The organism is Kitasatospora sp. NBC_01300 (genome assembly GCF_041435235.1).
Taxonomy (GTDB): domain Bacteria; phylum Actinomycetota; class Actinomycetes; order Streptomycetales; family Streptomycetaceae; genus Kitasatospora.
In genome coordinates this window covers 4,312,221-4,332,786 of the sequence record NZ_CP108408.1, presented here as the reverse complement: position 1 = coordinate 4,332,786, position 20,566 = coordinate 4,312,221, and the positions used below count along the sequence as shown (strand labels likewise).

Genomic DNA, 20,566 nt, shown 5'->3' with positions numbered 1-20,566 from the left:
CGATGGCGCTGACGAGCAACTGACCGGCAACTGACGGACGGCTGACGCATGCCTCCGGGCGGCCCCGAAACCCTGGTCGCGGACCCCGTCAGCAGTCCGTCAGCCCCTCGTCAGCGCCCGGCGGGAGGCTTGCCGCCGAGGCTAATTCGTTACCGAAGGCCAGGAGTCTCCAGTGCCGGTCATTTCCGCGTCGCACGAATTCGAGGTCAGCGACCTCTTCGTGAATCTGCAGCCGTTCTTCGGGCACCGTCTCTTCCTGAAAGTCGAAGGGTTCAACTTCGCCGGGTCCATCAAGCTGAAAGCAGCCCGGGAAATGGTCGCGCAGGCCGAGGCGGCGGGCGTCCTCGGCCCCGGCTCGACCCTGGTGGAATCCTCGTCCGGGAACATGGGCGTCGCCCTGAGCGTGCTCGCCGCCAGCCGCGGCTACAAGTTCATCTGCGTCACCGACTCTCGTTGCAACGAGGTCACCCGCCGCACCATGGAGTCGTACGGCGCCGAGGTGCACCTGATCACCGAGCCGCACGAGACCGAGGGCTTCCTCGGTGCGCGGATCCGCCACGTCAAGGCGCTGCTCGCCGCCGACGAGAAGCGGGTCTGGCTCAACCAGTACCTGAGCCCGGGCAACTGGATGGCGCACTACCGGACCACCGCGCCGGCCATCGCCCGCCAGTTCCCGGACCTGAACGTGCTGTTCATCGGCGCGGGCACGACCGGGACGCTGATGGGCTGCGCCCGGTACTTCCGCGAGCGGCGCCCCTCCGTGCGGGTCGTCCCGGTCGACAGCGTCGGCTCGGTCACCTTCGGCGCCCCGCCGGCCACCCGGCACATCCCGGGCCTGGGCACCAGCGTGCGGCCCGCGCTGCTGGACGAGTCACTGGTGGAGCGGGCGGTCCACGTCGAAGAGACCGACACCGTCCGGACCTGCCGCGAACTGATGCGCGGCGGCTTCCTGTTCGGCGGCTCCACCGGGACGGCCGTCAGCGGCGCGCTGCGCTGGCTGGACGAGCACTACGGCGACGGCGCGGGCGGCGTGCGCGAACGGGTGACCGCCGTGACCATCTCGCCGGACCTGGGCGAGCGCTACATGGACACCGTCTACCACGACGAGTGGGTGCGCGGTTCGGTCGGCCCGGAGGGCCTGCTGCCCGGGGTCGAGCACCGGGGCCTCGGGGCGGGCGTCGCCGCCGGGCTCCAGGCCGGGCTCCAGACCGTGTCCGGCTGACCGGACCGGCGGGGCCGGGGCCGGCGCGAGCGAGGCCGGCGGGGTCAGAGGGTCGAGAGTTTTCAAGGCGGGGCTGAGGCTGAGAATGACGGAGAGCAAAGCAGTGACGACTAACCGGAACGCTGTCCTTCCGCTCACCGCGGCACAGGCCGAGATCTGGTTCGACGAGCAGTTCGCCGCCGGGCCGCTGGCCTACAACATGGCGGACTACATCGATCTGCGCGGACCGCTCGACGCCGAGCTGCTCGGACGGGCGCTGCAACGCCTCGGCCACGAGGCCGAGGGACTGCGGGTGCAGTTCGTCGAGGAGGACGGCGCCCCCGGCCAGATCATCCGCCCGCTCGCCCAGCTCCCGCTCAGGACGCTGGACTTCAGCGGCGAGGCGGAGCCGTCGGAGGCCGCCGAGCGGTGGATGCGGGCCGACCACGCCGACCCGATGGAGGTCACCGACTTCCCGCTGTTCCGCGGCGCGCTGATCAGGCTCGCCCCGGAGCACCACCTGCTCTACCTGTGCATGCACCACATCCTCGCGGACGGCTTCAGCCGCTCGCTGCTCTACCCCAAGCTGTCCAGCGCCTACACCCGGCTGGCCGCCGGCGAGGGCCCGGCCGAGCTGGACGCCGACGCCATGCCGGCCTTCCACCGGCTGCTGGACGCCGAGCGCAAGTACCTCGACTCGTCGATGGTCGAGAAGGACCGCGCCTACTGGACGGACCGCCTCACCTCCGACCGGCACGGCCCGGTGCCCGAGCTGGTCTCGCTCTCCGAGCAGGAGCCGGCCCCCGGCCGGGTCGCGCTGCGCGAGACCGCCCGGCTCTCCCCCGCGACCACGGCCGCGCTGCACGCCCTCGCCCAGGACGGCAAGGTCACCATGCCGGTCCTGATGGTCGCCGCGATGGCCGCCTACACCCAGCGCGTCACCGGGGTCCCGGCGCCGCTGCTCACCCTGCCGGTCACCGGCCGGGTCGGCGCGGTCAGCCGCGAGATCCCCGGCATGCTCGCCAACTACCTGCCGCTGGCCGTCCGGGTGCGCCCGGAGATGACCCGCACCGAACTGCTGCGCGCGGCCTGGGTCGAGGTCGCCGGCACGCTGAAGCACCAGCGCTACCGCGGGGACAGGGTCCGCCGCGACATCGGCCTGCGGATCGACGACCAGCGTGCCTTCGGCCCGTTCATCAACGTGCTCAACCAGGACCCGGAGCTGGCCTTCGGCGACTGCCGCGGGGTCGTGGTCAACCTGTCCACCGGCATCGTCAAGGACCTCATCATGACGGTCCTGAACGCGGACGACGGCACCGTCGAGATCCACCTCGACGGCAACCCCGAGCTGTACGAGCCGGCCGAACTCGCCACCCACCTCGCCCGGTTCGCGACCTTCCTCGGAGCCCTCGCCACCATGCCCGCGGACCGTCCGCTCGGCCAGGTGGGCCTGGGCGCGACCGGCGAACCGCTCGGGCTGCTCGGCGCCTGGGATCCGGCCGCCGCCGCCGACCAGGGCCTGGTCGAGCGGGTCCGCGCCGTCGCGGCCGGTACGCCCGACGCGGTGGCCGTGGCCGACGGCGCCGAGCGGATCGACTACCGCGAACTGGTCGCCCGGGCGGCGGGCCTGGCCGCCCGGCTGACCGCCGCCGGGGTCACCACCGGTTCGGTGGTCGCGATGTTCGCCGAGCCCGGCGTCCCCTTCGTCACCGGCGTGCTGGCCGTCCAGGCCGCCGGCGGTGCCTACCTGCCGCTCGACCCGGCCGCCCCCGCCGCCCGCAACACCGGGCTGCTGGAGGACGGCGGCGCCCGCCACCTGCTGGTCGGCGCCGGGTACGAGGCCCCGGCCGCCGAGCTCACCGCCGGGGCGACCACCGTCCTGCCGCTGACCGACCCGTCCGACTCCACCAGTGGCGCCGAACTCACCGCTGTCGGAGGCGGGTTGGACCTGGCGTACGTGATGTTCACCTCCGGCTCGACCGGCAAGCCCAAGGGCGCGATGGTCCAGCGCTCCGGCATGATGAACCACCTCTGGGCCAAGGTCGGCGACCTCGACCTGGCCGCCGGGGAGGGCGTCGTCCAGAACGCGCCGCTCACCTTCGACGTGTCGGTGTGGCAGATGCTCGCCCCGCTGGTCGTCGGCGGCACCGTCCGGGTCTCGGGGACGGAGATGGCCGCCGACCCGGCCGCCCTGTTCGGGATGGCGCGGGACGAGAAGATCGCCGTGCTGGAGGTCGTGCCCTCGCTGCTGCGCGCCGCCCTGGACGCCTGGGACCTCGACGGCACCGCCCCCGAACTCCCGGACCTGCGCTGGCTGATGGTCACCGGCGAGGCCCTTCCCGCGGACCTGTGCCACCGCTGGCACGCCCGCCACCCGCACGTCCCGATGATGAACGCCTACGGCCCCACCGAGTGCTCCGACGACGTCACCCACGCCGTCATCCGCGCCGGCGACACCCTCACCGCCCGCGTCCCCATCGGCACCGCCGTCCGCAACACCCGGCTGTACGTGCTCAGCGACGAGCTCCAGCCCGTCCCCGTCGGCGTCCCCGGCGAGCTCTACATCGGCGGCGCCGGAGTCGGCCGCGGCTACCTCCACGACCCCGCCCGCACCGCCGGCACCTTCATGGCCGACCCCTACGCCGGACCCGGCACCCGGATGTACCGCACCGGCGACCGCGTCATCCAACGACCCGACGGCCAGCTCGAGTTCATCGAACGCCGCGACCACCAGGTCAAGATCCGCGGCCGCCGCGTCGAGACCGGCGAGATCGAAGCCGTCATCCGCTCGCTGGACACCGTCGCTGACACCGCCGTCGCCGTCCTCCCCGACGCCTCCGGCAACCCCCGCCTCATCGGCTACCTCACCGGCCCCGGCGTCGACCCCGCGCAGGTCCGGGCCGAACTCTCCCAACTGCTGCCCGGCTACATGATCCCGGCGTCCTGGCTCGTCCTCGACGCCATGCCGCTCACCCCCAACGGCAAGCTCGACCGCAAGGCCCTGCCCAAGCCCGCCCTCGCCGAGCAGGACACCCTCCGCGGCCCCCGCACCGAGCGCGAGCGGGTCCTCTGCGACATCCTCGCCGAGGTCCTGGGCACCGGCCGGGTCGGCATCGACGAGGACTTCTTCGCCCTCGGCGGCGACAGCATCCGCTCCATCCAGGTCGTCAGCCGGGCCCACAAGGCCGGACTCACCCTCACCACCCGCGACATCTTCACCCACAAGACCGCCGCCGCCCTCGCCCGGGTCGCGGGCGGCGCGGACCCCACGGCGGCGACCGCGCCCGCCGAGGACGCCGGCGGCACCGGCCCGTACGAACTCACCCCGATCATGGGCCAGTTGCACGACGACACCACCAGCCTCACCGGCCCGGTCGTCAAGTACAGCCAGCACGTCGTCGTCCGGGTCCCCGCCGCCCTGGACGCCGACCTGCTCGACGCGGCCCTGCACACCCTGGTCGACCACCACGACGCGCTGCGCACCCGGGCCACCGAACCCGCCCCCGGCCTGTGGCACCTGGAGGCACTGGCCCCCGGCGCGCTCGCCGGCGTCCGCCTGGTCGCCACCGCCGAGAACGGCGCCGGCAGCGGCGCCGACGACCAGGACGCCCTCGGCTTCGCCGAGCGGCAGGCCGCCGCCGCCCGCGCCCGGCTCGACCCCGCCGCCGCCGTGATGATCCAGGCCGTGCTGATCGGCGCCGCGACCGGCGCCGACACCGCCCTGCTGGTGCTCTCCGCCCACCACCTGGTCATCGACGGCGTGTCCTGGCGGATCCTGCTGCCCGACCTCGCCGCCGCCTGCGAGGCGCTGGCGGCCGGCCGCGCCCCCGCCCTCGACCCGGTCGGCACCTCCTACCGCGCCTGGTCCCAGCTGCTCGCCGCGCAGGCCCGCACCCAGGTCCGCGGCCCCGAACTCGCCCTCTGGCAGTCGATCCTGACCGGCCCCGACCCGCTGGTCGGCACCCACCGGCTCGACCCCGAGACGGACGTCTACGGCACCCAGCGCACCCTGCGCCTGGAGCTCGGCCCCGAGGTCACCGGCCCGCTGCTCACCGACGTCCCGGCGGCCTTCCACGCCGAGGTCAACGACGTCCTGCTGACCGGCCTCGCCCTCGCCGTCGCCGACTGGCGCCGCCGGCACGGCCGCGCCGACTACGCCCAGACCCTGATCGAGCTGGAGGGCCACGGCCGCGAGCAGCTCAGCGACGGCCTCGACCTGTCCCGCACCGTCGGCTGGTTCACCAGCGCCTTCCCGATGCGCCTCGACCCCGGCACGCTCGACTGGGACGAGCTCTGGGCCGGTGGCCCCGCCCTCGGCGCCGCCCTCAAGCGGATCAAGGAGCAGTTGCGCGCGCTGCCCGACCGCGGCGTCGGCTACGGCCTGCTGCGCTACCTCAACCCGCACGCCGCCCGCGCCCTGGCCGGCCACCACAAGCCGCAGATCGGCTTCAACTACATGGGCCGCTTCGACGCCCGCGAGGCCCGCCTCTGGGAGCCGGCCGGCGGCGACGGCGTGGTCGGCACCGGCGCCCACCCCGGCATGCCGCTGCCGCACCTGCTCGACGTCACCCCGGCCACCGAGGACCGGCACGACGGCCCGCACCTGATCGCCAACTGGTCCTGGGCCGGCCGGACCGTCGCCGAGGAGGACGCCCAGGACGTCGCGGCCACCTGGTTCCGCGCCCTCGAACTGCTCGCCCGGCACGCCACCGCCCCCGGTGCGGGCGGCCGCACCCCCTCCGACCTGCCGCTGGTCGCCCTGGCCCAGGACGAGATCGAGGAGTACGAGGCCGAGCTCGCCGAGGCCGGCACCGCCCTCGCCGACGTCCTGCCGCTCACCCCGCTCCAGCAGGGCATGCTCTTCCACGCCGACTACGACACCGCCGCCGGGGGCGGCGCGGACGCGGTCGACGTCTACACCCTGCAGATCGTCGCCGACATCGAGGGCGACCTCGACGCCGACGCCCTGCGCGCCGCCGGACAGGCCCTGCTCGACCGGCACCCGAACCTGCGCGCCGCCTTCCGCGCCCGGGCCACCGGGGAGCCCGTCCAGGTCATCGCCCAGCACGCCGAACTGCCCTGGCTGGACGCCGACCTGACCGACCTGCCGGAGCCCGCCCGGGCCGCCGAGCTGAGCCGCATCACCGAGGCCGAGCGCACCCGCCGCTTCGACCTGGCCGCGCCGCCGCTGCTGCGCTTCGCACTCGTCACCCACGGCGAGGGCCGGCACCGGTTCATCTGGACCAGCCACCACATCCTGGTCGACGGCTGGTCGATGCCGCTGCTCGTCCGCGAGCTGTTCGCGCTCTGCGCGCCCGGCGCGGACGTCGCGCTGCTGCCCGACCCGGCCCCGTACCGCTCGTACCTGGCCTGGCTGACCGCGCAGGACCGCACGGCCGCCCGGGCCGCCTGGCACGAGGTGCTGGCCGACGTCGACGAGCCCACCCTGCTCGTCCCCGCCGACCCGAGCCGCCTCCCGGTGCTGCCCGACGCGGTGCTCGCCGAGGTGCCGCGCGAGCTGACCGCCGCGCTCGCCGGCTGGGCCCGCACCCAGGGCCTGACCGTCAACACCGTGGTGCAGGGCTGCTGGGCGCTGCTGCTCGGCCGGCTCACCGGCCGCCAGGACGTGGTGTTCGGCGCCGTCACCTCCGGCCGCCCGGCCGAGGTCCCGGACGTCGAGTCGATGATCGGCATGTTCCTCACCACCGTGCCGGTCCGGGCCCGGCTGCGCCCCGAGGCCACCCTCGCCGAACTGCTGCACGCCCTCCAGGACCAGCAGACCGCGCTGCTCCCGCACGAGCACCTCGGGCTCGCCGCGATCCACCAGGCCGCCGGCCTGTCCGGCGAGGTCTTCGACACCGTGGTGCTGTTCGAGAACTTCCCGCTGGACGAGAACGGCCTCGACACCGGCGTCGCCGACGGCCCGCGCATCGTCCGCACCGAGGCCCTGGACGCCCGGCACCACCCGCTGAGCCTGGTGGTCCACCCCGGCGACAGCCTGCACCTGCGGCTGGACTACAACCCCGGCCTGTTCGGCCGGGCCGAGGTCGAGCGGGTCTCGGCGATCTTCCAGCACCTGCTGCGGACCGTCGCCGAGCGGCCCGGACTGCCGCTCGCCCAGGTCGACGTGACCGGCCCGGCGGACCTCACCGGCACCGGCACCCCCGGCGAGCTGGGCGGACTGCTCGGCGCCTGGGACCCGTCGATCCCCGAGGAGAGCCTCGGCGTCGTCGAGCGGGTGCGCGCCGTCGCCGCCCGCACCCCCGAGGCGACCGCCGTCACCGACGGCGCCGGCTCGCTGAGCTACCGGGAGCTGGTCGAGGCGGCCGGCGGCCTGTCCGCGGGCCTCGCCGAGGCCGGAGTCACCACCGGCTCGGTGGTCGCGATGCTCGCCGAGCCCGGTGTCCCGTTCATCACCGGCGTGCTGGGCGTGATCGGCGCCGGCGGCGCCTACCTGCCGCTCGACCCGGCCGCCCCCGCCGCCCGCAACACCGGGCTGCTGGAGGACAGCGGCGCCCGCCACCTGCTGGTCGGCACCGGGTACGAGGCGCAGGCCGCCGAGTTCGCCGCCGCCGTCCAGGGCGGGCCGGTCACCGTCATCGGCCTGGAGCAGGCCGCTGGCGCGCGGGCCCTGCCCGACTGCGTGGGCACCGGGCTGGACCTGGCGTACGTGATGTTCACCTCCGGCTCCACCGGCAAGCCCAAGGGCGCGATGGTCCAGCGCTCCGGCATGATGAACCACCTCTGGGCCAAGGTCGGCGACCTCGATCTGGCCGCCGGGGAGGGCGTCGTCCAGAACGCGCCGCTCACCTTCGACGTGTCGGTGTGGCAGATGCTCGCCCCGCTGGTCGTCGGCGGCACCGTCCGGGTCTCGGGGACGGAGATGGCCGCCGACCCGGCCGCCCTGTTCGGGATGGCGCGGGACGAGAAGATCGCCGTCCTGGAGGTCGTGCCCTCCCTGCTGCGTGCCGCCCTGGACGCCTGGGACACCGAGGGCGACGCCCCCGAACTCCCGGACCTGCGCTGGCTGATGGTCACCGGCGAGGCCCTTCCGGCGGACCTCTGCCGACGGTGGCACGCCCGCCACCCGCACGTTCCGATGATGAACGCCTACGGCCCCACCGAGTGCTCCGACGACGTCACCCACGCGATCATCCGCGCCGGCGACACGCTCACCGCCCGCGTCCCCATCGGGACGGCGGTGCGCAACACCCGGCTGTACGTCCTCAGCGACGAACTCCAGCCCGTCCCCGTCGGCGTCCCCGGCGAGCTCTACATCGGCGGCGCCGGAGTCGGCCGCGGCTACCTCCACGACCCCGCCCGCACCGCCGGCACCTTCATGGCCGACCCCTACGCCGGACCCGGCACCCGGATGTACCGCACCGGCGACCGCGTCATCCAACGACCCGACGGCCAGCTCGAGTTCATCGAACGCCGCGACCACCAGGTCAAGATCCGCGGCCGCCGCGTCGAGACCGGCGAGATCGAAGCCGTCATCCGCTCGCTGGACACCGTCGCCGACACCGCCGTCGCCGTCCTCCCCGACGCCTCCGGCAACCCCCGCCTCATCGGCTACCTCACCGGACCCGGCGTCGACCCGGATCTGATCCGCCGCCAACTGGCCGCCCTGCTGCCCGGGTACATGATCCCGGCGTCCTGGCTCGTCCTCGACGCCATGCCGCTCACCCCCAACGGCAAGCTCGACCGCAAGGCCCTGCCCAAGCCCGACCTGGGGGACCAGGAGGAGGCCCGCGCGCCGCGCACCGAGCGCGAGCAGGTGCTGACCGAGATCCTGGCCGAGGTCCTGGGCACCGGCCGGGTCGGCATCGACGAGGACTTCTTCGCCCTCGGCGGCGACAGCATCCGCTCCATCCAGGTCGTCAGCCGCGCCCGCAAGGCCGGACTCACCCTCACCACCCGCGACATCTTCACCCACAAGACCGCCGCCGCCCTGGCCCAGGTCGCCGAGGAGCAGGAGCAGAGCCCCGCCGAGCCCGCCCCGACGGAACCCGAAAGCAGTCTGATCACCCTGTCCGACGAGGAACTGGCCGATCTGGAATTCGAGTTGAATGAGGAACTTTCGTGACTACCGCCCCCAGCACCGGGTCGAAGATCAGCGAAGTACTTCCGCTCTCCCCCCTCCAGCAGGGGCTGCTGTTCCTGTCCTCGTACGACCAGGCCTCGCCCGACCTGTACACCCTCCAGTTCGTCGCGGAGATCGACGGGCCGGGCGCGGGTGACGGCGAGCAGCTCGCCGCCCGGCTGCGCGCGGCCTCGGCCGCGCTGCTGCGCCGGCACCCCAACCTGCGGGCCTGTTTCCGCAACCGCAAGACCGGCGAGCCCGTCCAGGTCGTCCTCAAGGAGACCGAGGTCGAGCCGGAGTGGCAGCTGCACGACCTCACCCACCTGCCCGAGGCCGACCGGGAGGCGGCGGCGCAGCGGCTGACCCGCGAGGACCGGCTGCGCCGGTTCGACCTGGCGCGGCCGCCACTGATGCGGTTCACCCTGATCCGGCTCGGCGCGGGGCACCACCGGTTCCTCTGGTCGGTGCACCACATCGTCATGGACGGCTGGTCGTTCCCGCTGGCCGTCCGCGAGCTGGTGCTGCTCGGCGACGAGGCGGGCGCGGCGGCGCTGCCCGCGCCCGCGCCGTACCGCTCGTTCCTGACCTGGCTGAACGGCCGCGACCGGGACGCCGCGCGGGCGGCCTGGGCGCAGCTGCTGGACGGCCTGGACGGGCCGGTCCGGGCGCTGCCCGGCGCCGGCGACGGCGACTCCCTCGAACTGCCGTCGCTCGTCCGGGGGTTCCTGTCGCCGGAGCGCACCGCGGCGCTCGCCGGCTGGGCGCGCGGCCGGGGCCTGACCCTCAACACCGTGGTGCAGGGCTGCTGGGCGCTGCTGCTCGGCCGGCTCACCGGCCGCGAGGACGTGGTGTTCGGGTCGGTCACCTCCGGCCGCCCGGCCGAGGTCCCGGACGTCGAGTCGATGATCGGCCTGTTCGCCAACACCCTGCCGGTCCGCGCCGACCTGCGCCCGGACCAGCGGGCGAGCGAGCTGTTCGAGGCGCTGGCCCGCCAGCAGCTCGCGATGATGCCGCACGAGCACCTGCCGCTCGCCGAGGCGCAGGCCGCCTCCGGCGTCCAGGGCGAGCTGTTCGACACCGTCCTCGCCTTCCAGAGCTACCCGCTGGACGAGGCCGCGCTGTTCCGCGAGTCGGGCGGCACCGTCAGCACCGCCCAGGTGCTCTCGGCCACCCACTACCCGCTGAGCCTCACCGTCTTCCCCGGCGAGCGGCTGGACCTGCACCTCGCCTACCGGGCCTCGGCCTTCGCCGCGAACCCCACCGCAGGCCCCGCCGAGGACCCCGCCGAGGGCCCGCGGCCGTCCGCGCAGCGCGTCCTGGACCGGCTGGTCCGCGTCCTGGAGCAGGTCGCCGACGACCCGCAGACCCCGCTCGCCCGGCTCGGCGCGCCCGAGCCCGCCGAACTGGCCCGCATCCTCGGCGAGTGGAGCGGTGCCTCGGCCGCCCCCCGGGAGCCCGCGCGGCGCGCCACCGTCGCGGAGCTGTTCGCCGAGCAGGCCGCCCGCACCCCGGACGCCGTCGCGGTCACCGCCCCCGGCGAGGCCGCCCTCAGCTACCGCGAGCTGGACGAGCGGGCCAACCGGCTCGCCCACCTGCTCGCCGCCCGCGGCGCCGGCCCGGAGAGCCTGGTGGCCGTCGCGCTGCCGCGCGGCACCCAGCTGATCGTCGCCGTCCTGGCCGTCCTCAAGGCGGGCGCGGCCTACCTGCCGCTGGAGCCCGGCCACCCGGCCGACCGGATCGGCTACACCCTGCGCGACGCCCGTCCGGCGCTGCTGCTGACCGCCGGCGGCGTGCTGCCCGAACCGCCGGAAGCCCCGGACCTGCCGCGCCCGGACCTGCCGCGTCTGGACCTGGACGCCCCGGAGACGGCCGCCGCGCTGGCCGCCCACCCGGCGACCGCCCCGGACACCGCGGCCACCCCCGAGCACCCGGCCTACGTCATCTACACCTCCGGCTCCACCGGCCGCCCCAAGGGCGTCGTGGTGCCGCACCAGAACGTGGCGCGGCTGCTGGAGGCCACCGACGACTGGTTCGACTTCGGCCCCGGCGACGTGTGGACGCTGTTCCACTCCATCGCCTTCGACTTCACCGTCTGGGAGCTGTGGGGCGCACTGCTGCGCGGCGGCCGGCTGGTCGTGGTGCCGTACGACGTGTCGCGCTCCCCCGACGCCTTCCTGGACCTGCTCGCCGAGGAGCGGGTGACCGTCCTCAACCAGACGCCGTCCGCCTTCTACCAGCTGATGCGCGCCGACGCCGACCGTCCGCGCCCGCTCGCCCTGCGGACCGTGGTGTTCGGCGGCGAGGCGCTGGACATCGGCAGGCTCGCCGACTGGTACACCCGGCACGCCGACGACGCGCCGCGCCTGGTCAACATGTACGGCATCACCGAGACCACGGTGCACGTCTCCTACCAGGAGCTGGACGCCCCGACGGCCGCCGCCGGCGGCGGCAGCGTGATCGGGCGCGGCATCCCGGACCTGCGGGTCTACCTGCTCGACGGCGCCCTGCGGCCCGTCCCGGCCGGCGTGCCCGGCGAGCTGTACATCACCGGCCCCGGCCTGGCCCGCGGCTACCTGCGCCGCCCCGACCTCACCGCGGCCCGCTTCGTCGCCTGCCCGTTCGAGCCCGGCGGCACCCGGATGTACCGCACCGGCGACCTCGGCCGCTGGCGGGCCGACGGCACCCTGGAGTACCTGGGCCGCGCCGACGAGCAGGTCCAACTGCGCGGCTTCCGGATCGAGTTGGGTGAGATCGCGACCGTCCTCGGCCACCACCCCGCGGTCGCCGAGGCCGCCGTGGTCGCCCGCGAGGACCGGCCCGGCGACCAGCGCCTGGTCGCCTACGTGGTGCCCCGCGACGGCGCGGACCCGGCCGGGCTGCGGGAGTTCGCCGCCGAGCGGCTGCCCGAGTACATGGTCCCGGCGGCCGTGGTCCCGCTCGCCGCGCTGCCGCTGACCGCCAACGGCAAGCTCGACCGCCGCGCCCTGCCCGCCCCCGCGTACACCACCTCGGCCCGCGGCCCGCGCACCGCCGAGGAGGAGCAGCTCTGCGGCGTCTTCGCCGAGGTGCTCGGACTCGACCGGGTCGGCGTCGACGACGACTTCTTCACCCTCGGCGGCCACTCGCTGCTCGCCACCCGGATCGTCAACCGGGTCCGCGCCGGACTCGGCGCCGAACTCCAGGTGCGGGACCTCTTCGAGGCCCCCTCCCCCGCCCGCCTCGCCGAACGGCTGGCCGCCGCCGCACCCGGCCGCGCCCCGCTCGCCGCCGGGCCCCGCCCGGCCGTGCTGCCGCTGTCGTACGCGCAGCAGCGGCTCTGGTTCGTCGAGCACCTGGGCGCGCCCGGCGGGCTGTACGCCATCCCGCTGGCGATCCGCCTCTCCGGGCGGCTCGACGTCACCGCCCTGACGGGCGCCCTGCACGACGTGGTCACCCGGCACGAGGCGCTGCGCACCGTCTTCCCGCAGCGCGCGCCCGTCGGGGCACCCGAGGCCACCGGCAGCGGACCGGCCGAGCAGCGGGTGCTCACCCCGGCCGAGGCCGCCGTCCCGCTCCCGGTGAGCGAGACCACCGAGGCGGGCCTGCCCGCCGCCCTCGCCGCCGAGGCCGCGCACGGCTTCGACCTGGAACGCCACCTCCCGCTCCGCGCCCGGCTGTTCCGGCTCGGCCCGGACGAGCACGTGCTGACGATCGTCCTGCACCACATCGCCGGCGACGGCTGGTCGCTCGCCCCGCTCACCCGCGACCTCACCGCGTACTACCGGGCCCGGGTGGCCGGCATCCCGGCCCCACTGCCGCCGCTGCCCGTCCAGTACGCCGACTACGCCCTGTGGCAGCGCGCACTGCTCGGCACGGAGGACGACCCGCGCAGCGAACTCACCCGCCAACTCGGCTACTGGACCGAGACCCTGAAGGGCCTGCCGGAGGAACTGGCGCTGCCCTTCGACCACCCGCGCGGCACCCGGGCCGAGCACCGCGGCGACGTCGTGCGCACCACCGTGCCGCAGCCGGTCACCGCCGAGCTGCACCGGCTCGCCGCCGCCTGGGGCGTCAGCGTCTTCATGCTGCTGCGGGCCGGGCTCGCCGCCCTGCTCACCCGGCTCGGCGCGGGCACCGACATCCCGCTCGGCAGCCCCATCGCCGGCCGCACCGACGAGCGGCTCGACGAGCTGGTCGGCATGTTCGTCAACACCCTGGTGCTGCGCACCGACACCTCCGGCGACCCTGGTCTGCGCGAACTCGCCGAACGGGTCCGGGCCTACGACCTGGCCGCCCACCAGCACCAGGACGTGCCCTTCGAGAAGCTCGTCGAGGTGCTCAACCCCGAGCGCTCGATGGCCCGGCACCCGCTGTTCCAGGTGATGCTCGGCTTCCAGCAGGCCGGCCCGGCCCCGGCGCCCGAGGACGACCCGGAACTCGCCGTGGCCGAGCAGCCGGTGCCCGTCCGGACGGCCAAGTGGGACCTGTTCTTCCAGCTCACCGAGCAGGCCGGCGGCGCGCTCGCGCTCGCCGTCGAGTACCGCACCGACCTGTTCGAGCCCGCCACCGCCCGCCGGATCACCGACGCCTACCTGCGGCTGCTCGCCGCCGCCCTCGCCGAGCCCGCCCGGCCGCTGTCCCGGCTGGACCTGCTCGGGCCCGAGGAGGAGGCCGAACTGCTCGCCCTCGGCACCCACCGGGCCGGCACCCCGCGCAGCACCCTCACCGCCCTGGTGGACCGCCGGATCGCGGCCGCCCCGGACGCGGTCGCGCTGGTCCACACCGAGCCCGGCCACCCCGACCGGCTGCGGCACACCAGCTACGCCGAACTGGACGCCGAGGCCAACCGCCTGGCCCACCTGCTGACCGCGCGCGGCGCCCGCCGGGGCGACCTGGTGGCGCTGCGCCTGGAGCGCGGCCCGGCCGTGGTGAGCACCCTGCTGGCGATCGCCCGCACCGGCGCGGCCTACCTGCCGATCGACCCGTCCTACCCCGACGAGCGGGTCCGCGACATGCTGGCCGACAGCGGCGCCCGACTGCTCGTCACCGAACGGTCCCTGGCCGGGCGGGAGCTCCCCGCCGGGGTCGTCACGCTGCTCCTGGACGCCCCCGAGACCCTGGCCGACCTGGCCGGCCGGCCCGTCACCGCCCCGGTGCCCGCCGCCCCGATCGACCCCGACGACCTGCTGTACGTCATCTACACCTCCGGCTCCACCGGCAAGCCGAAGGGCGTCGCGGTCCCGCACCGCGCCGCCGTCCGCCTGGTCCTGGGCCTGCCGGAGCTGGCGCCGACCGCCGCGGACACCTTCCTCTACTTCGCACCGGTCGCCTTCGACGCCTCCACCTTCGAGATCTGGGGCGCGCTCGCCCACGGCGCCCGGGTGGCGGTCCACCCGCCCGGCCCGGCCGACCCGCAGGCCCTGGAGTCCTTCCTGGCCCGCGCCCGGGTGAGCGTCGCCTTCCTCACCACCCAGTTGTCCAACACCATCGCCGACACCCGGCCGCGCGCCCTGGCCCCGCTGCGGGCGCTGCTCACCGGCGGCGAGGCGCACTCCCGCGACCACCTGGACCGGCTGCGGGCCGCCCTGCCGGACACCACGGTGTTCAACGTGTACGGCCCCACCGAGACCACCACCTTCGCCACCGGCCAGGACCTCGGCCGCGCCGAGGGCACCGTCCCGATCGGCCTGCCGATCGGCGACACCTCCGCGTACGTCCTGGACGAGGCGCTGCGGCCGGTGCCGCGCGGCGTGGTCGGCGAGCTGTACCTGGCCGGCGAGGGCCTGGCCCGCGGCTACCTCGGCCGGCCCGGGCTGACCGCCGCCCGCTTCACCGCCTGCCCGTTCGGCGCCCCCGGCGAGCGCATGTACCGCACCGGCGACCTGGTCCGCTGGGACCGGCACGGCCGGATCGAGTACGTCGCCCGCGCCGACCAGCAGGTCAAGATCCGCGGCTACCGGGTCGAACTCGGCGAGATCGAACGGCTGCTGGCCGCGCACCCGGCCGTCGCCCGGGCCGCCGTCCTGGCCGCCGCCGACGCCGCCGGCCAGCGCCGCCTGGTCGCCTACCTGGTGCCCGCCGACGGCCGGCCGGCCCCCGGACCGGCCGAGCTGCAGGGCCACCTGGCCCGCTCGCTGCCCGGCCACATGGTGCCGGAGAGCTACACCGCGCTGCCGGAACTGCCGCTGAACGCCAACGGCAAGCTGGACGTCAAGGCCCTGCCCGCCCCCGCGGCCACCCCCTCGGCCCGCGCCCCGCGGGCACCCCGCACCGAGCCGGAACGGCTGCTCTGCGCCGCCGTCGAGGAGGTCCTGGGCACGGGCCCGGTCGGCCCCGAGGACTCCTTCTTCGCCCTCGGCGGGGACAGCCTGAAGGCGATCCGGCTGGTCAACGCGGCCGGCCGGGCCGGACTGCCGATCAGCCTCGGCGCGGTCTTCGAGCACCGCACCCTGGAGGCGCTGGCCTCGGCCGCCACCACCGGGGGCGGCGCGGTCGACCTGCTCGGGCCCGTCCTGCCGATCCGGCCCACCGGCGGGCGGCCCCCGCTGTTCTGCGTGCACGGCGGCCTGGGCTTCGCGATCCCGTTCGCGGCGCTCGCCGAGCACCTCGACCCGGAGCAGCCGGTCTACGGCCTCCAGGCCCGCGGCCTGTCCGACGACGGCCCGCTGCCGACCGACCTGGGCGACGTCGCCCAGGAGTACCTGGCCCGGGTGCGCGCCGTGCAGCCGCACGGCCCGTACCACCTGCTCGGCTGGTCCTACGGCGGCGTCGTGGCGCACGAGATGGCCGTCCGGCTGCACGCCGCCGGCGAGCAGGTGGCGTTCCTGGCCAACCTGGACGCCTACCCCGACGACGCCCTCGGGGCCCGGCCCAGCGACGCCGAGTTCCTCGCCGACTTCCTGGCCGAGGCCGGGGTCGACGCGGCGGAGCCGGAACGGCTCACCCCGCAAGGCGTCGCCGCGCACCTGGCCCGCACCGAAGGCCCCCTCGCCGCGCTCGAACCGGGTACGCTGGAACGGCTGCTGGGGGTCATGCGGAACAACCTGGAGCTGTTCCAGCGGTTCACCCCGGGCCGCTTCGACGGCTGCCCGATGACGCTCTTCGTGGCGGCCGGCGGCGATCCCCGCCCCACCCCGGAGGAGCGCGCCCTCAAGGTCAAGAGCTGGGAGCCGCACGTCGGTTCCGCCGTCCTCGCGCACGACGTGGACAGCGGACACCAGCAGCTGCTGCAACCCGCCCCGGCGGCGGCGATCGGCGCGGTCGTCGAACACGCCCTCGCCGCCCTGGCCGCGAGCCCGACCGGCACCCCGACCGGCACCCCGACCACCTGACGCCCGGTCACCCCGGCACGTCCCGCGAACCCGAGATCTGGAGAACAGTCATGGCGAACCCCTTTGACCGCGAAGACGGCACCTTCCTCGTCCTCGTCAACGCGGAGGGGCAGCACTCCCTGTGGCCGTCCTTCGCCGCCGTCCCGGAGGGCTGGTCGGTGACCCTGGAGGCCACCGACCGGGCCACCGCCGTCGCCCACATCGAGGGCAACTGGACGGACATGCGCCCGCTCAGCCTCCAGCAGCAGGGCTGACCGGCCGGGCCCGCGCCCGGAATCCGGAAGAACGCCGCCGGACGGCTCCGACCCCGCCGCCCGCCGCACCCCCAGGGCCTTCGCCCGACGGTGCGGCGGGCGGTCGTTTTATCCCCGGCACCCCTCCCCACCAGGCACGCGACACCCCGCCAGGACCCGTCAGTGAGCGGTCAGTTGGACGTCATCGACCCGTCATCGGGCCTGACTAATTTGCTGCTCAGAGGCCCGGTTTCCGGGCACCCCAGGGCACCCGCGCAGGGAACCCGCGAAAACGGAGGAAAACGAGCATGACGACGGTAGCGCCGGAGCGTCTCACCCGGATCCGCGAAATCATCGCCGAGAACATCGACGTGCACACCGAGTTCGCCGACACCGCGCTGTTCGTCGACGAGCTGGGCGCCGACTCGCTGAAGCTCATCGACGTGCTCAGCGCCCTGGAGATGGAGTACTCCATCGTCATCGACATGAACGAGCTGCCGAAGATGGTGAACGTGGAGGCCACGTACCAGGTGACCGCGACGGCCGCCGGCTGGTGATCGGGGCGGGTTCCGGGACCGGAACCCCCGTCCGCAGGCATCCCACTGCTTAAGGAGTCCCATGTCCACCGCACAGTCACCAGCGGCACCCCGCGCCGGCGTGCCCGCCGACCGCCGCCGGGTCGTCCTCACCGGCCTCGGGGCGATCTCCAGCATCGGCACGGGCGTCGAGGAGTACACCGCGGGGCTGCGGTCCGGCCGCTCCGGTGCGCGGCCGATCACCCGGTTCGACACCGAGGGGTTCGGCCAGAACGTCGCCTGCGAGGTCCCCGACTTCGAGCCGGAGCGCTGGATCCGCAACGTCCCCCTCGACGACATGGGCCGCGCCGGGCAGTTCGCCGTCGCCGCCGCCCGGATGGCCGTGGAGGACGCCGGGCTCACCGAGTCCGACCTCGGCGAGCGCCAGGCCGTCATCAGCGTCGGCACCACCGACGGCGAGGGTCACGACATCGGCGTGCTGGTCGAGCAGGAGCTCGCGGCCGGGGACCCGGAGGCCATGGACCCGGTGCTGTCCCGCCGGATCAACGCCGGCCGGCTCACCACCGTCATCGCCCGCGAGCTGCGGATGCCGAACGTGGAGCCGACCACCATCACCACCGCCTGCGCGGCGGGCAACTACTCGATCGGCTACGGGCTGGACGCGATCCGCTCCGGCGAGGTCGACATCGCGCTGTGCGGCGGCGCCGACGCCGTCTGCCGCAAGGCCTTCGCGCTGTTCAAGCGCTTCGGCGCGCTCACCCCGGACGTGGTCCGCCCGTTCGACAGGAACCGCCAGGGCATCCTGACCGGCGAGGGCGCGGGCATCCTCGTCCTGGAGAGCCTGGAGTCCGCCCTCGCCCGCGGCGCGCACATCTACGCCGAGGTGCTCGGGTACGGCCTCAGCTGCGACGCCGCCCACCCGACCGCGCCGAACCGCGACGGCATCGCGCGCGGCATCCGGCTCGCCCTGGACGACGCCGGGGTCGAGCGGGACGAGATCGACTTCATCTCCGCGCACGGCACCGGCACCAAGGCCAACGACAAGACCGAGTCGGCCGCCATCGTCGACGTGTACGGCGACGCACCGCCGCGCACCGTCGCGGTGAAGTCGATGCTCGGCCACTCGATGGGCGCGGCCAGCGCGCTCGGCGCGATCGCCTGCAGCCTCGCCATCGAGCACCAGTTCATCCCGCCGACCATCAACCACGTGGAGACCGACCCCGACTGCCCGCTGGACGTCGTGCCCAACCAGGCCGTCGACGCGGAGGTCCGGATCGTGGAGAACAACTCCAGCGCCTTCGCCGGCAACAACGCCATCCTGATTCTGGGCACGTACGGAGAGCGAGTCTGACGATGACCACCGCAGCCACCCCGGCGGCCCTGCCGCCGGAGACACTCGTCATCACCGGCTGGTCGGCCGTGTCGCCGTACGGCCTGACCCGCCAGGACTTCGCGTCCGGCGTGCGCGCCGGCGCCAAGACCGCCGTCAAGGCGGACGCCGCGCTCGGCACGCTGCCGTCGCCCGACGTCTGCCTGGTGCCCGGCTTCGACATCAAGGGCCTGCTCGGCCCCACCGGCACCGCCAAGATGGACCGGCTCACCGCGCTGGCCCTGGTCGCCTCCGACGGCCTGCTCAAGGACGCCGACGGCAACCGGGTGGTGGAGACCGACGACCGCACCGGTGTGGTCCTCGGCATCTCGATGGGCAGCCTGGAGAACGTCACCAACTTCCTCAAGCAGTCCTACACCAACGCGCTGCCCTTCCACGTCGACGCCGGCCGCATCCCCTTCGGCAGCCTCAACCACGCCGCCGGCGCCACCGCCATCCGGCACGACCTCAAGGGCCCCAACACCACCGTCGCCGGCGGCCGGGTCAGCGGCCTGCTCGCCCTCAACTACGCGCGGCGCCTGATGGGCCAGGGCCGGGCGACCAAGTACCTGGTCGGCTCCGCCGAGGAGTTCTCCGCCGCGCACGCCTGGATCGAGCACACCGCCGTCGCGGCCGGCGACTCCACGCCGCTGCTCGGCGAGGGCTGCGGCCTGTTCGTGGTCGAGCACGCCGGCACCGCCCAGCGCCCGGCGCTCGCCGCGGTGCTCGCGGTGGAGACCCGCGTCGACATCGACGACGACCCGAAGGCCGCCGTCACCGCCTGCGTGCAGCGCGCCCTGGCCCGCGCCGGCGTCACCGCCGACGAGGTCTGGGCCGCCGTGCCCTGCGCCGCGCCCACCGCGGCCGGCCGGGCCGAGTACGACGCGCTCGCCGCGCTGCTGCCGGCCGAGGCACTGGGCCGGGTCCCGTCCATGGAACTGCTCGGCGACACCAGCGCGGCCTCCGCGTCCTTCCAGATCCAGGCGGTGCTCGGCGTGGCCGAGGCCGACCCGGCGGCCCGGGGCCGGATCGCCCTGGTGTCCGCCGTCGACCGTGACGGCGCGGTGGGCTGCGCCGTCCTGAGACTCTTCGGGGAGCACGCGTGATCGCCCTGGTCAGCGGCGGGTCCCGGGGCATCGGCAAGGCCATCGTGCTGCGCCTGGCCCAGGACGGCTACGACGTCGCCTTCTGCTACCGCTCCAACGCCGACGCCGCCGAGCAACTCGTCAAGCAGGCCGGCGAGTTCGGCACCCGGATCACGGCCACCCAGTGCGACGTGGCCGACCCGGAGCAGGTCCGCGACTGGTACAACCGCACCGAGCGCGAGGTCGGCCCGGTGGACGCCGCCGTCACCTCGGCCGGCATCACCCGGGACCGCCCCGTCATCCTGATGCCGGAGGACGACTGGAACCAGGTCCTGCGCACCAACCTGGACGGCGTGTACCACGTGTGCCGCGCCGCCGCCTTCGCGATGAGCAAGCGCCGCAGCGGATCGATCGTCAACCTGTCCTCGGTGTCCGGCATCTACGGCAACCTCGGCCAGGCCAACTACGCCGCTTCCAAGGCCGGCATCATCGGCTTCACCAAGTCCCTCGCCAAGGAGTGCGGCCCGCGCGGCGTGCGCGCCAACGTGGTCGCACCGGGCCTGATCGCCACCGACATGGTCGGCGACATGTCCGACGCCGCGGTCGAGCGGATGCTGAAGAACGTCGCCCTCGGCCGGGCCGGCAAGCCCGAGGAGGTGGCCGACCTGGTCTCCTTCCTGCTCTCCGACCGCGCCGCCTACATCAGCGGGTCGGTCTTCGAGATCCACGGCGGCGGCACGTTCTGATGG

The 20,566-nt window shown here is 74.8% G+C and carries 8 protein-coding genes; all 8 read left to right on the top strand.

Annotation, left to right across the window (positions count from 1 at the left end):
- Positions 1-172 precede the first annotated feature (172 nt).
- On the top strand, positions 173-1,222 hold the full coding sequence (sbnA, locus tag OG556_RS19230; RefSeq protein WP_371518142.1) for a 2,3-diaminopropionate biosynthesis protein SbnA: 1,050 nt from the start codon (positions 173-175) through the stop codon (positions 1,220-1,222).
- 103 nt (positions 1,223-1,325) lie between these two features.
- On the top strand, positions 1,326-9,287 hold the full coding sequence (locus tag OG556_RS19225; RefSeq protein ID WP_371518140.1) for an amino acid adenylation domain-containing protein: 7,962 nt from the start codon (positions 1,326-1,328) through the stop codon (positions 9,285-9,287).
- Entirely contained in the window at positions 9,284-16,594 is a 7,311-nt protein-coding gene (locus OG556_RS19220; protein ID WP_371518139.1) for an amino acid adenylation domain-containing protein, read from the top strand. The genes OG556_RS19225 and OG556_RS19220 overlap by 4 nt, the downstream gene beginning before the upstream one ends.
- 50 nt (positions 16,595-16,644) lie before the next feature.
- Complete coding sequence (locus OG556_RS19215) at positions 16,645-16,848, top strand: MbtH family protein (RefSeq protein WP_063348727.1); 204 nt, start codon at positions 16,645-16,647, stop codon at positions 16,846-16,848.
- A gap of 287 nt (positions 16,849-17,135) precedes the next feature.
- Positions 17,136-17,384, top strand: coding sequence for an acyl carrier protein (locus tag OG556_RS19210; RefSeq protein WP_063348726.1), 249 nt, complete (start codon positions 17,136-17,138; stop codon positions 17,382-17,384).
- Positions 17,385-17,445: 61 nt separating this feature from the next.
- Positions 17,446-18,714, top strand: coding sequence for a beta-ketoacyl synthase (locus tag OG556_RS19205; protein ID WP_371518138.1), 1,269 nt, complete (start codon positions 17,446-17,448; stop codon positions 18,712-18,714).
- A 2-nt stretch (positions 18,715-18,716) separates the two neighbouring features.
- Complete coding sequence (locus OG556_RS19200; RefSeq protein WP_107452908.1) at positions 18,717-19,838, top strand: beta-ketoacyl synthase N-terminal-like domain-containing protein; 1,122 nt, start codon at positions 18,717-18,719, stop codon at positions 19,836-19,838.
- On the top strand, positions 19,835-20,563 hold the full coding sequence (fabG, locus tag OG556_RS19195) for a 3-oxoacyl-ACP reductase FabG (RefSeq protein WP_350882080.1): 729 nt from the start codon (positions 19,835-19,837) through the stop codon (positions 20,561-20,563). Before OG556_RS19200 ends, fabG begins: the two co-directional genes overlap by 4 nt.
- The last annotated feature ends 3 nt before the right edge of the window (positions 20,564-20,566 follow it).

Coding starts and splice junctions, on each gene's coding strand:
- OG556_RS19215 (WP_063348727.1), top strand. CDS start 16,645: ATGGCGAACCCCTTTGACCGCGAAGACGGCACCTTCCTCGTCCTCGTC.
- OG556_RS19210 (WP_063348726.1), top strand. CDS start 17,136: ATGACGACGGTAGCGCCGGAGCGTCTCACCCGGATCCGCGAAATCATC.
- OG556_RS19205 (WP_371518138.1), top strand. CDS start 17,446: ATGTCCACCGCACAGTCACCAGCGGCACCCCGCGCCGGCGTGCCCGCC.
- OG556_RS19200 (WP_107452908.1), top strand. CDS start 18,717: ATGACCACCGCAGCCACCCCGGCGGCCCTGCCGCCGGAGACACTCGTC.